The sequence below is a fragment of the Streptacidiphilus sp. MAP5-3 genome (assembly GCF_041262505.1).
Classification (GTDB): Bacteria; Actinomycetota; Actinomycetes; order Streptomycetales; family Streptomycetaceae; genus Streptacidiphilus.
On sequence record NZ_JBGCCL010000005.1, the window covers coordinates 182,961 to 195,385 of the forward strand.

14 protein-coding genes are annotated in these 12,425 nt (G+C 71.1%); 6 read left to right on the forward strand and 8 right to left on the reverse strand.

The features are described 5' to 3' along the window. The first annotated feature begins 53 nt into the window (after positions 1–53). Entirely contained in the window at positions 54–677 is a 624-nt protein-coding gene (locus tag ABH928_RS10920) for a GNAT family N-acetyltransferase (protein WP_370064735.1), read from the forward strand. Here ABH928_RS10920 and ABH928_RS10925 read toward each other — a convergent pair. Both ABH928_RS10925 and ABH928_RS10930 read right to left on the reverse strand, forming a co-directional pair. Beyond that, the gene (locus ABH928_RS10925) at positions 670–1,233 is read right to left on the reverse strand and encodes a GNAT family N-acetyltransferase (RefSeq protein ID WP_370064737.1); all 564 of its coding nucleotides are present in this window, start codon (positions 1,231–1,233) and stop codon (positions 670–672) included. The genes ABH928_RS10920 and ABH928_RS10925 overlap by 8 nt on opposite strands. Before the next feature lie 60 nt (positions 1,234–1,293). Continuing rightward, positions 1,294–1,929, reverse strand: coding sequence for a sulfite oxidase-like oxidoreductase (locus ABH928_RS10930; RefSeq protein ID WP_370064739.1), 636 nt, complete (start codon positions 1,927–1,929; stop codon positions 1,294–1,296). Positions 1,930–2,108: 179 nt separating this feature from the next. Here ABH928_RS10930 and bfr point away from each other — a divergent pair, with 179 nt between their 5' ends. Next, a complete protein-coding gene (gene bfr / locus ABH928_RS10935) occupies positions 2,109–2,588 on the forward strand; it encodes a bacterioferritin (RefSeq protein ID WP_370064741.1) in 480 nt (159 codons plus the stop codon). On the opposite strand, the gene ABH928_RS10940 is transcribed toward bfr, so the two are convergent. After that, the gene (locus ABH928_RS10940) at positions 2,585–2,833 is read right to left on the reverse strand and encodes a bacterioferritin-associated ferredoxin (RefSeq protein WP_370064743.1); all 249 of its coding nucleotides are present in this window, start codon (positions 2,831–2,833) and stop codon (positions 2,585–2,587) included. The two genes, bfr and ABH928_RS10940, sit on opposite strands and share 4 nt — an antisense overlap. Before the next feature lie 138 nt (positions 2,834–2,971). Next, positions 2,972–4,321, reverse strand: coding sequence for a class II 3-deoxy-7-phosphoheptulonate synthase (locus ABH928_RS10945; protein ID WP_370064745.1), 1,350 nt, complete (start codon positions 4,319–4,321; stop codon positions 2,972–2,974). A 323-nt stretch (positions 4,322–4,644) separates the two neighbouring features. Between ABH928_RS10945 and ABH928_RS10950 the strand changes: the two genes are divergently transcribed. Next, a complete protein-coding gene (locus tag ABH928_RS10950; protein ID WP_370064747.1) occupies positions 4,645–6,639 on the forward strand; it encodes an anthranilate synthase family protein in 1,995 nt (664 codons plus the stop codon). Between the two features lie 72 nt (positions 6,640–6,711). Here the strand turns inward: ABH928_RS10950 and ABH928_RS10955 are convergent, their stop codons facing one another. After that, positions 6,712–7,209 carry a MarR family winged helix-turn-helix transcriptional regulator gene (locus tag ABH928_RS10955; protein WP_370064749.1) on the reverse strand — a complete coding sequence of 166 codons (498 nt, stop codon included), beginning with the start codon at positions 7,207–7,209 and terminating at the stop codon, positions 6,712–6,714. Between the two features lie 159 nt (positions 7,210–7,368). Between ABH928_RS10955 and ABH928_RS10960 the strand changes: the two genes are divergently transcribed. Further along, a complete protein-coding gene (locus ABH928_RS10960) occupies positions 7,369–7,920 on the forward strand; it encodes a YceI family protein (protein ID WP_370064751.1) in 552 nt (183 codons plus the stop codon). A 55-nt stretch (positions 7,921–7,975) separates the two neighbouring features. Here ABH928_RS10960 and ABH928_RS10965 read toward each other — a convergent pair whose 3' ends face one another. The 3 genes from ABH928_RS10965 to ABH928_RS10975 all read right to left on the reverse strand — a co-directional run bounded on the left by ABH928_RS10965 (position 7,976) and on the right by ABH928_RS10975 (position 10,826). After that, complete coding sequence (locus ABH928_RS10965) at positions 7,976–8,623, reverse strand: response regulator (RefSeq protein ID WP_370065020.1); 648 nt, start codon at positions 8,621–8,623, stop codon at positions 7,976–7,978. Positions 8,624–8,640: 17 nt separating this feature from the next. Further along, positions 8,641–9,915 (reverse strand): MacS family sensor histidine kinase, encoded by a 1,275-nt coding sequence (gene macS / locus ABH928_RS10970; protein ID WP_370064753.1) that lies wholly within the window; start codon positions 9,913–9,915, stop codon positions 8,641–8,643. A 140-nt stretch (positions 9,916–10,055) separates the two neighbouring features. After that, entirely contained in the window at positions 10,056–10,826 is a 771-nt protein-coding gene (locus tag ABH928_RS10975; RefSeq protein ID WP_370065022.1) for a lysophospholipid acyltransferase family protein, read from the reverse strand. Between the two features lie 197 nt (positions 10,827–11,023). Here ABH928_RS10975 and ABH928_RS10980 point away from each other — a divergent pair, with 197 nt between their 5' ends. Both ABH928_RS10980 and ABH928_RS10985 read left to right on the forward strand, forming a co-directional pair. Then, positions 11,024–11,785: an alpha/beta hydrolase gene (locus ABH928_RS10980; protein ID WP_370064755.1), complete on the forward strand. Its 762-nt coding sequence runs from the start codon at positions 11,024–11,026 to the stop codon at positions 11,783–11,785. Between the two features lie 6 nt (positions 11,786–11,791). Next, a complete protein-coding gene (locus tag ABH928_RS10985; RefSeq protein ID WP_370064757.1) occupies positions 11,792–12,322 on the forward strand; it encodes a hypothetical protein in 531 nt (176 codons plus the stop codon). The last annotated feature ends 103 nt before the right edge of the window (positions 12,323–12,425 follow it).

Consider the following 12,425-nt stretch of genomic DNA (forward strand, 5'->3'; position numbering starts at 1 on the left):
GTGATCTCTGTGATCTCTGTGATCCCCGTGATCCCTGCTTCGAGGAACGTGCCGTGACCGCAACCGAGGTGACCACCTGGCACCTGGCCCAGCCCTCCCCCGACGCGCTCCCCGCCACGCCGGTGCCCGCGCCGGAGGGGCTGGACCTGACGGTGGTCCGGGCCGAGCTGATCGGCCCGGAGTTCGCCCGGTTCCTCTACACCGCCGTCGGCGGGGCCTGGCACTGGACCGACCGCCTCGGCTGGGACTACCGGCGGTGGGCCGACTGGCTGGCCAAGGACGGCCTGGAGACGTGGGTGGCCTGGGTCTCCGGCACGCCCGCCGGTTACGTCCAGTTGGAGCCGCACCGGGAGGAGCGTGCGGGCGAGGTCGAGGTGGCCTACTTCGGTCTGCTGCCCGCCTTCATCGGCCGGGGCCTCGGCGGCCACCTGCTCGACGTCGGGCTGCGCCGCGCCTGGGACCTGGCGGACCGTCACCTCGCGCTGCCGCCCACCCGGCGCGTCACCGTCCACACCTGCTCCCTGGACGGCCCGGCGGCACTGGGCAACTACCGGGCCCGCGGCTTCGAACTGGTCCGCACCGAGACCACGGTGCAGCCGGTCGGCGCGGTGCCGGGCCCGTGGCCGGGCTCCGGCACCGCCGCCACCACCACTGCCGCTGCCACCCCGGTCAGCTGACGCCCCACCAGGGCTGCCGCTCGGCATCCGCGCGGACGATCCGCCAGACCACCTCGATCCGGCCCTCGTCCGGATGCCGGTCCACCTCGGTGAAACCGAGCCGCGCCGGGACCGCGCCGCTGGCGTGGTTCTCACTGTCGTGGTGGATCTCGACGCGGTCCGTCCCCACCAGCGCGAACGCCGCGGCGGCCTGCGCGGCGGCGGCCATGGTCACCAGACCCTGCCCGCTCCAGTCCTGGTGGATCCAGTACCCGATCTCGAACCCGCCCGGCCCGATCCGCCGCATCATCGACGTCGACCCGACGGGCAGGCTGTTCGGGCCGTCGCCCATGATGGCGTAGTTGTACGCCTCGCCCTTCGCCCAGCCCTGGTCCGCAGCGGTCAGGTACTCGACCACGCTCTCGCGCGAGTGGGTGGCCGCCCACGGCATCCACGGCTTCAGGCGCTCCTGCGCCTCCAGGCCGATCAGGGTCAGCCGCTCGATGTCGGCGTCGACGTTCCGCCACCGGCGGAGCACGACGCGGTCATGGCGCAGGATCTCAGCAGGGTGTTCCATGCGCCGATCCTTCCGGCGCGGCCAGGCGTGAGCAACTGGTTAGCGCCGCGTCTGCCGAGCTCAGAGCTCCGGACCGTCGCCGGGTCCCTCCTGGTAGGTGTAGCGCTGTTCGCGCCAGGGGTCGCCGAGGTTGTGGTAGCCGCGCTCCTCCCAGAAGCCGCGCCGGTCCGCGGTCATGTACTCCACCGCGCGAACCCACTTGGGCCCCTTCCACGCGTAGAGCTGCGGGACGACCAGCCGGACCGGGAAGCCGTGTTCGACGGTCAGCGGCTCGTCGTTGCGGTGGGTGGCGAACACCGACGTGGTCGCCGCGAAGTCGGCGAGCCGGAGGTTGGAGCTGAAGCCGTACTCGGCCCAGACCATGACGTGGGTGACACCGGGGGCGGGCGGGACCAGGTCGAGCAGCGTGGAGGTGGCGATGCCGCCCCAGCGGTTGTCCAGCATGGAGAACCGGGTCACGCAGTGGAAATCGGCCACGACCTCCGTGCGCGGCAGCGTGGTGAACTGCTCGAAGGTCCAACTGTGCTTGGCGCCGTCGGCAGTGGCCCCGAAGATCTGGAACTCCCACGTGGCCGGCTTGAAGCGGGGAATCGGGCCGTAGTGGAGCACCGGCCACCCACGCTGGAGCCGCTGCCCCGGGGGCAGTCCGTACTGGGCCTCCAACGCTGCGGCCTGCTCGTTTTCGGACTGACCCATGGCTCAATGGTGACAGATCCAGCCAGTGGCCCGTCCCGGAGGGTCGGCGCGGGCTCGGGGTGGGCTCGGCGTGGTGAGTGTGACCTTGCTGGATTCACGGGTGGCCGAGTGGAACCATGCCTCGAAACCGGAAGCAAACCGGACGAACCACCAGAGACAGCCAGAGAAAGGGCGCGGCCATGCAGGGCGACCCCGAGGTCATCGAGTTCCTCAACGAGCAGCTCACCGCCGAACTGACCGCCATCAACCAGTACTTCCTGCACTACAAGATGCAGGAGAACTTCGGCTGGACGAAGCTCGCCCGGTTCACCCGCTCGGAGTCCATCGACGAGATGAAGCACGCCGAGGTGCTGACCGACCGGATCCTCTTCCTGGATGGGCTGCCCAACTACCAGCGCCTCTTCCACCTGCGGATCGGCCAGACGGTCGGAGAGATGTTCGAGGCCGACCGGCAGATCGAGGTCGAGGCCATCGACCGGCTCCGGCGCGGGATCGTGGTGATGCGCGCCAAGGGCGACGTCACCTCGGCCAACATCTTCGAGGACATCCTTGCCGACGAGGAGCACCACATCGACTATCTGGACACCCAGCTGGAACTGCTGCAGAAGCTGGGCGAGCCGCTCTACCTCGCGCAGCTGATCGAGCAGCCGGAGAGCTAGGCCGCTTCAGCGGCCGGAGCCGCTGCGATGCCGGGAAGCGGCAGGCCCAGCCTGGCCGCGAGGCGGGCTGTCGGGCACGGGCGGGCACCCTCGTGGCCGAGCAGCGCCTGGATCCGGCGGACGCAGGAGCCGCAGTCGGTTCCCGCCTTGCACCCCTTGGCGACCTGGCGGGGCGTCTTCGCGCCCTGCGCGATCTCCTCGCGCACCCGGTCCTCGGTGACGCCGTGACACACGCACACGTACATCGCGGATCCTCCAGGGACGGGGGCTCGATCTCGCTCGTAATGAGCTAAGGCTTACCTTACCCAGAGCCCTCCCGCAACGAAAAGGCCCCCTCGGCCGAAACCGAGGGGGCGTACGTCACACAGGGGGAGATGAACGGCTCACTGCCCCCGGTACATCTCCGCGACCAGGAACGCCAGGTCCAGCGACTGGCTGCGGTTGAGGCGCGGGTCGCAGGCCGTCTCGTAGCGCTGGTGCAGGTCGTCGACGAAGACCTCGTCGCCGCCGCCGACGCACTCGGTCACGTCGTCGCCGGTCAGCTCGACGTGGATGCCGCCCGGGTGGGTGCCGAGCGCGCGGTGCACCTCGAAGAAGCCCTTGACCTCGTCGAGCACGTCGTCGAAGCGACGCGTCTTGTGGCCGGTCTCCGCCTCGAAGGTGTTGCCGTGCATCGGGTCGCAGATCCAGGCGACCTGCGCGCCGGACGCGGTGACCTTCTCGACCAGGTTGGGCAGCAGGTCGCGGACCTTGCCCGCGCCCATCCGGGTGATGAAGGAGAGCCGGCCGGGCTCGCGGTCCGGGTCGAGCCGGTCGATCAGCGTCAGCGCGTCGTCCACCGAGGTGGTCGGGCCGAGCTTGACGCCGAGCGGGTTGCGGATCTTGGACGCGAACTCGATGTGCGCGTGGTCCAGCTGCCGGGTGCGCTCGCCGATCCAGACCATGTGGCCGGAGACGTCGTACAGGTTGCCGGTACGCGAGTCGACCCGGGTCAGCGCCGACTCGTAGTCGAGCACCAGCGCCTCGTGCGAGGAGAAGAACTCGACCGTACGGAACTCCTCCGGGTCCACCCCGCAGGCGTTCATGAAGGCGAGCGCGTTGTCGATCTCCTTGGCCAGGCGCTCGTAGCGCTGGCCCGAGGGCGAGTTGCGCACGAAGTCCTGGTTCCAGGCGTGGACCTGGCGCAGGTCGGCGTAGCCACCGGTGGTGAACGCACGGACCAGGTTCAGTGTGGACGCGGAGGCGTGGTACATCCGCTTCAGCCGCTCCGGGTCCGGGATCCGGGACTCGGGGGTGAAGTCGAAGCCGTTGACGGAGTCGCCACGGTAGACCGGCAGGGTCACCCCGTCGCGGGTCTCGGTCGACTTCGAGCGCGGCTTGGAGTACTGGCCGGCGATCCGGCCGACCTTGACCACCGGCACGGAGGCGGCGTAGGTCAGCACGACGGCCATCTGCAGCAGCGTCTTGAGCTTGTTGCGGATGTGGTCGGCGGAGACGCCGTCGAAGGCCTCGGCGCAGTCGCCGCCCTGGAGCAGGAACGCCTCGCCGCGCGCAACGGCCCCGAGCCGGGCGCGCAGCTGGTCGCACTCGCCTGCGAAGACGAGCGGCGGATACGAGGTGAGGTCCGCAAGCACGTTGCGCAGAGCCTCGGAATCCGGCCATTCGGGCTGCTGCGCCGCGGGAAGGGACAGCCAGGAGAAGTCCTGGGCGTGGGTGTCAACGTTCACGGTCACGCAGCAAGGCTACGTGGTCACGCAGACGATCCGGGCGCGCTGCCCGATTACTGAGACACGTGGTGGACACAGGACGCGCGCAGGACGCGCGCACCGCGTCCCGCTCCCCGATCGCGGCCGGTGTCCGCTAGGCTCTCCCCCGTGAACACGCAGTCGCACACCTACTCCTGGTGGTGGACCGTCCCCGAGGCGGCCCACTAGCGCGCGTACCCACGCAGACTTCACGGCCGCCCCTCGGGGCGGCCGTTCCCGTCTCACGACGGACTGCGAGCAGCCTCCCCCGAGAGCGGTCCCCCGACCCGACTCCGGCAGGAAGGCCCCTCGTGACCGGCACCGATGCACCCGGCAACGCACCCGCCAGCTCACCCGCCAGCTCCCGGTCCGCCTCGCTGATCCGCAGGCTGACCGAGGGCGGCGAGCCGTTCGCCCTGCTCCACCGCCGCACGCCGCGGCTCGCGCCCCACACGGTCGAGCTGCTCCTCGGCGAGGTCGGCGACTACGACACGCTGGCCGGGCTGCCGCTGCCGGAGGGGGTGCCCGCGTCCGGGCGACCCGTCCACGACCTGCTGGCGCTGGTCCCCTACCGCCAGATCCGCGAGCGCGGCTTCGAGGCCCACGACGACGGCACCCCGCTGCGGGCGCTGCGCGTACGCGAGTCGTACGCCCTGCCGCTGGCAGAGGTGCGTGCGGCGCTGGCGGCACTGCCGGACCAGCGGGTCGAACTGCGCGACGGCGGCTTCGACGTGGACGACGCCGCCTACGCGGAGATCGTGCGCCGGGTGGTCGCCGACGAGATCGGCCGCGGCGAGGGCGCCAACTTCGTGATCCGCCGCGACTTCACCGGCACGCTCGACGGCTTCTCCCCCGGACTGGCGCTGACGCTGTTCCGACGGCTGCTGGAGCAGGAGCGCGGCGCGTACTGGACCTTCCTCGTGCACACGGGAGACAGGGTGCTGGTGGGCGCCAGCCCCGAGGTCCATGTGCGGCAGAACGCGGGGACGGTGGTGATGAACCCGATCTCCGGCACCTACCGCTATCCGGCCGAGGGCCCGTCGCTCGACTCGCTGCTGGCATTCCTGCACGACCCCAAGGAGCTCGAGGAGCTCACCATGGTCGTGGACGAGGAACTGAAGATGATGTGCACCGTAGGCGACCTGGGCGGCCAGGTGCTCGGGCCGCGCCTTACGGAGATGTCCCGGCTCGCGCACACCGAGTACGAGCTGCGCGGACGCACCTCGCTCGACGTGCGCGAGGTGCTGCGCGAGACCATGTTCGCGGCCACGGTGACCGGCAGCCCGGTGGAGAACGCGACGCGGGTGATCAGCCGTCACGAGCCCACCGGACGCGGCTACTACGCGGGGGCGTTGGCCCTGATCGGCCGGACCGCGCTCGGCGGCCAGACCCTGGACTCCCCGATCCTGATCCGCACCGCGGACATCGACCCCGCGACCGGCCGACTGGCCGTCCGGGTCGGCGCGACACTGGTCCGACGCTCGGACCCGGAGTCGGAGGTCGCCGAGACGCACGCCAAGGCAGCCGGCGTGCTGGCCGCGATCGGCGCGCTGCCGGCCCGTCCGCGACGGGCGGGCGCATCCGCGGCGTCCGTGACCGCGCCGCTGCTGGCGGAGAACCACCGGGTCCAGACGGCGCTGAACGCACGGCGGACCAACCTCTCGCCGTTCTGGCTGACCATGCAGACGCATGCCACTGACTCGGGTTCCGGGAGCCACGCCCTGGTCATCGACGGCGAGGACACCTTCACCTCGATGCTGGCCCACCTGCTGCGCTCCCTCGGCCACCGGGTCACCGTCCGCCGCTGGGACGTACCGGGGCTGGAGGAGGCGGTGGCCGCGCACGACGGACCACTGGTCCTCGGCCCGGGCCCCGGCGACCCGGCCGACGACGACCCGAAGATGAACGCGATGCGCGCGCTGGTCGCCCGACTGGTCGCCACCGGACGGCCGCAGGGCTTCCTCGCGGTCTGTCTCAGCCACCAACTCCTCTGCACGGCACTGGGCCTTTCCGTGCACCGGAAGGCGACGCCGTACCAGGGTGCGCAGGAGCGGATCGAGCTGTTCGGCCGGGAGCAGACGGTCGGCTTCTACAACACGTTCACCGCGCGCTGCGACGACGCCACGGCGGAGGCACTGGCCGCACGCGGCATCGAGGTGAGCCGCGACCCGCTGACCGGCGACGTCCACGCACTGCGCGGCCCCGGCTTCGCGGGCCTCCAGTTCCACCCGGAGTCGGTGCTGACACTGGACGGCGTCGGGATCGTCCGGGAGCTGACCGACGCACTGCGCCCGCTGTCCGCCTGAGCCGCGACCGGGCCCGGACCCGGGCCTGGACCCGAACCCGTCAACTGCGCGGACCCGCCGGCGGCAGAGCCGTCAGCGGCAGGGCCGCGGCGGGTTCGGGTCGAGGTCGCGCATCCGGTCGGCCAGGGCCGCGAACGCGTCCGGGCCCATGGGCGCGACCACGCGCTCCCGCAGCGCCGCCGCCAGGGCCAGGGCGGCGGCCATGGCCACCTCCTGGCCCTTCCCGGTGAGCACGGCGAGCACCACGCGTCGGTCGGTGGGCGACGGCTGACGGCTGATCAGGCCTGCCTCGCTGAGCCGATCGGCGACCTTGGTGGTGCCGGCGGTGGTGAAGTTCAGCGTCGCGGCGAGCTGGTTCATCGGTGCGGACTGCTCGGTCGTCGAGGTCAGCAGGTACCAGAGCACCTGGAACTCCGAGGGCGCTATGCCCGCCTGGCGGTCGACGTCCGCGAGCAGCTCGTCCGTGAGGCGCCGGAAGCCGGACTGGAGGGTGTTCCACTGGTCCAGCAGCCGGAGGTCCGCCTCGCCGGGGCAGCCCGAGTCGTGGTCCGGAACCTTCCGCTCCGCCATCGCCCGCATCCTCCCTCGTCAGCGACCTGCTCTTGCACAGATTAGCAACACTGGCTATCGTGCAACCAGTTATTGTCTAACTAGCTACTGAGTATCCAGCTATCCAATACTCGGCCAGGTATCCGGTGAGGCTAGCCATCCAGCGAAGGGACTGCTCCGATGCCCGCCACCACCCCCACCAGCGCAACGAATGCCGCCGCCGCCCTGAAGGCGTTGCCCGCCGGCACCTACCGACTGGAGCCCGGCACCTCCGAGATCCGGTTCCGCCACAAGACGATGTGGGGCCTGGTCACCGTCAAGGGCCAGTTCGCCGGCTTCTCCGGCGCGGGCGAGATACCCGCCGACGGCGCCGCCTCGGGCACGCTGACCATCGACGCGGCCTCGCTGGACACCAAGAACGCCAAGCGCGACGAGCACCTGCGCCACTCGGACTTCTTCGAGGTCGAGCGTCACCCGGAGCTGGTCTTCCGGGCCACCGAGGCCCGCCCGCAGGCGGACGGCACGGTGGCGGTCACCGGCACCCTCACCGTCCACGGGGTCACCGAACCGCTGGCGCTCACCGCCACCGTCACCGGCCACAGCCCGGACTCGGTCACCCTGACCGCACACACCGAGATCGACCGCGACCGATTCGGCCTGGGCTGGAACAAGGGCAACATGCTCAAGGGACTCACGTCGGTCGACGTCACCGTCACCTACAAGCACGCCTGAGGGTCATGAGCGCCTGAGGGTCAAGCGCGTCTGAGGGCCTCCCGCGAACGGGGGTTCACGCCTCCTCGTCGAGCCCCGCTTCGATCGCGTAGCGGACCAGCTCGACCCGGTTGTGCAACTGGAGCTTGCCGAGGGTGTTCTGGACATGGTTCTGGACCGTGCGCGGCGAGAGCACCAGCCGGTCGGCGATCTGCTTGTACGGCAGGCCCTTGGCCACCAGCCGCAGCACCTCCGTCTCCCGCTCCGTCAGTTTGGGGACGGCCGGGGCGGGCTTGCCTGCGGGCGCGGGCTCGGCGGCGAGGCGGCGGAACTCGCCCAGCACCAGCCCGGCCAGGCCGGGCGTGAAGACCGCGTCGCCCTGGGCGGTGCGGCGGACCGCCTCCAGCAGCTCCTCGCGACTGGCGGACTTCACCAGGTAGCCGGTCGCACCGGACTTGACCGCCTCCAGCACGTCGCCGTGCTCACCGCTGGCGGAGAGCACCAGGACGCGGGGCGCCACCTCGGACGCCATCAGCTGGCGGCAGACCTCGACGCCGGGGCGGTCCGGCAGGTTGAGGTCGAGCACCACCACGGCGGGCTGGACCGCCCGGCCGCGCTGCACCGCCTCGCGGGCGTCGCCCGCGGTGGCCACCACGTCGAAGCCCGCGTCCGCGAGATCGCGCGCGACGGCGTCACGCCACATCGGGTGGTCGTCGACCACCATGACCCGGATCGCCTCGGTCACCGCTTCGACTCCTGCCTGCTTCCGTTCCGTTGCCCCGGGGCCCGCTTGGGCACCCGCAGCTCGACCTCCGTGCCCTGGCCGGGGACCGAGAAGATCTCCGCCGTGCCGCCCAGATCGCGCAATCGGCCGCGGATCGACTGGGAGACCCCGAGCCGTCCCTCGCGCTCGGCCTCGCCCAGTCGCGCCGGTTCAAAACCTGGTCCCTCGTCCCGGACGCTGACGACGACGGCGTCCGGCTCGTCCTCGACCAGGATCCAGGCGAGCGCCTGCTCGCCCACGTGCTTGGTGACGTTGTCGAGCGCCGCGCCGACGGCCGCGCCCAGCTCTCCGGCCGCGTGCTCGGGCAGCAGCACCGGCGTGCCGGGCTGAGCCACGGTCACCCGGGGGCTGGTCAGCGGGGCCAGCAGCATGCGCAGGTCCTGCGGCACGTCCGGGTCGCCGGACGACGCGCCCGGCGCACCCGGGGTCGCGCGGCGGCGGTCCTGGAGCGGCACCGAGGCGCTCAGCGGGCCGGACGACGCGGCCGTCGCGGCGGCCGAGGCGGACGGCGAAGCGGTGATCGCAGGCATCGGGTTGTTGAGCCCCTGCGCGATCAGCAGCCGCAGCGCGCTCTCCTGCTCCCCGGCCAGCGCGGCGATCTCGCCGGCCTCGCCGCCGATCTCCGCGCCACGCCGCTTGACCAGCGCCAGCACCTGGAGCACACCGTCGTGGATGTCCCGGGCCAGCCGCTCCCGCTCGCGCGTCGCCGCCTGGATCTCCAGGGCGCGGGCCAGCGTCTCCTCGCTCTTGCGGGCCACCTCGACGACGAAGCCGATGGCCACGCAGGAGAGCATGAGCAGCACGATGTTGTGGACGTTGGACGAGGTCGGGCCGTTGGCCTCGATGATGTTCGCGATGCCGACCACCAGGCCGGCCACGGCCGCGGGGATCCAGCCGCCGTAGACGGCGAAGCCCAGCACCATCCCGGCGGCGCGGATGGTCGGCAGTGTCACGTCCCCGCCGACGACCCAGGCCCAGCCGTCGAAGACCCGGGTCAGCAGGATGCCTGCCACCACCAGCACGCCGTCCGTCAGCAGCCAGGGCCAGCCGCAGCGCTGCTTGGTGGAGAAGACCTTGACGGTGCCGAAGGTCCACACGGTCAGCACGAGGAGATAGAGCCACGCGCCGACCTGGTCGGTGTAGTGCTGCTCGTGCTCGGCGTAACGGCCTATGGCGTAGAGGAGGGTGAGGATCCGGAACGCGCCGATGGCGGTCCAGAGCGGCTGCTCCACGGAGAAGGATCCGCCGGCCGCCCCTGCCGCACCTCTCGTGCCGGCCGTCGCTGCCGTACCTGTCGTGCCTGCCGTCCCCGCCGTGTCTCCCGGCTTGCGGCCGAAGCCGGGACGTATGCCCCCGAGCACGCTGTCTCCCCCTACGACTCTTCCGTCTTGTCCTGCTTGTCCTGCTGGGTCTGCTTGTCCTGCTCGGTCTGCTTGTCGTGCTGGGCCGCCTGCTTGGCCTGCTTCTTCGCGTCCTGGAGCTGACGCTTGGCGGCGGTGGCGTAGATGTCCACGTACTCCTGGCCGGAGAGCCGCATGATCTCGTACATCACCTCGTCCGTGACCGAGCGCAGGATGAACCGGTCGTTCTCCATGCCGTGGTAGCGGGAGAAGTCCATCGGCCGGCCGATCCGGATCCCCGGACGGACGCCCAGCTTGGGCAGCACCTGGCCGGGCGGCTGCAGCTTCTCGGTGTCGATCATCGCGACCGGGATCACCGGCGCACCCGTCGCCAGCGCGATCCGGGCCACGCCACCGACCTTGCCGCGGTAGAGGCGACCGTCCGGAGAGCGGGTGCCCTCCGGGTAGACGCCGAAGAGCTCACCGCGCTTGACGACCTCGATCCCGCTGCGGATCGCGGCCTCGCCCGCACCGCGCGCGCCCGAGCGGTCGACCGGCAGCTGTCCGACGCCCTTGAAGAAGGCAGCCGTCAACTTGCCCTTGAGCCCCGTCCCGGTGAAGTACTCGGACTTGGCGATGAAGGTCACCCGGCGTCGCGGGATCATCGCGGGCAGGAAGAAGGAGTCGGAGAACGAGAGGTGGTTGCTGGCCAGAATGGCCGGGCCCTCCTCGGGGATGTTCTCCATCCCCTCGACCCACGGACGGAAGAAGATCTTCAACATCGGGGTGACGATCATCTTCATGAACCGGTAGAACAACCCTGGACCTCCATACTCACCTGACCACGGAGAACCTTAGTCGCGTTTGCGGAAAAGTCCCCCCTCGGCGGGCCACCCCCTGCCCGGAGCGGCGCCACGGGAACACAGGCGCTGTACGGCTGCGTTGCGGACATGGGACGATGACAGCTACTGCCGCGTAGGCCGTTTCGGAAGGACCACAGATGCCGCTGCTGCCCGGCGCCGAGCCGTACCGCCACCACGGCGGCCCGGTGGGAGTCCTGGTGTGCCATGGGTTCACCGGCTCACCCGTGTCGATGCGCCCCTGGGCCGAGCGCGCCGCCGCCGAGGGTTACAGCGTCTCGCTTCCGCTGCTCCCCGGGCACGGCACCCACTGGCGGGACCTCAACACCACGCGCTGGCAGGACTGGTACGCGACGGTCGAACGCGGCTACCTGGAGCTCGCCGAGGAGTGCGACCAGGTCTTCGTCTTCGGTCTCTCCATGGGCGGGCTGCTCGCCCTCCACCTGGCCGCCCAGCAGGGCGCCGGCGTCAGCGGACTCGTGCTGGTCAACCCGCTGGTCCGGATGCCCGGACAGACGCACGTGGCGCTGCCGGTGGCGCGCCACCTGGTGCCGAGCCTGCCCGGGATCACCAGCGACATCGCCAAGCCCGGTGTGGACGAGGGCGGTTACACCCGCACCCCGCTGCACGCCGCGTGGTCGATGAAGCAGCTGACGAAGATCGTCCAGGCCGAGCTCCCGACAGTCACCCAGCCGCTTCTGCTCTTCCGCAGCCCGCAGGACAACGTGGTGCCGCCGCCCAGCGGCAAGCTCCTGCTGGAACGGGTCGGCAGCACGGACCTGGAGGAACGGCTGCTGGAGCGCAGCTACCACGTCGCCACGCTGGACTACGACGCCGAGACGATCTTCGACGGCAGCGTCGACTTCGTCCGTCGGCTCACCGTCCCCGTCACGAAGGGCTGAGGCGCGATGGCGGAGGAGCGGGACGCGTCCGGTACCGACGGCAGCGAGGCGGGCCGGTCCGACGACGAGCTGTTCGCGGAGCTTGTGGCCGGGTTCGACGAGCCGGTGGCCCAGGAGGAGCGCAGCTGGCCGGAGTCGGAGGACCTCACCGAGAACGATCTGTCCGGTTTCACGCCGCAGCCGCGGCCCCGCCCGGTGATCGAGCCGGTGATCCGGGCGCTGCCGGTGGTCCCGGCGGTACCGCCGGTCGACCCGCGCGCCTGGAGCCCGGCGGAGGACCCGGACGAGGACCACTACGTCCCGCCGGACCCGCGCGACCTGCCCAAGGCGGAGGCGCCGACCCGGATGGCACTGCTGTCTTTGATCGGCGGCACCATCCTGGCGCTGCTGGGCGGCTTCGGCCAACTGCCGGGCATGGCCACCTTCCTGGGCGTGGCCTTCGCGGCGGGCGGCGTGGTGACGCTGGTCGCCCGGATGAAGGACTCGGAGGACGACGACCACGACCGCGACGACCCGAACCACGGCGCGGTGGTCTGAGCCGCCGTCAGGAAGGTTCTGGGGCAGTGAGGTTGGGGGGCAGTGAGGTTGCGGGGCAGGGACGTTCCGGGTCAGGGATGTCCCGGTGCGCGAACCTCCCGGC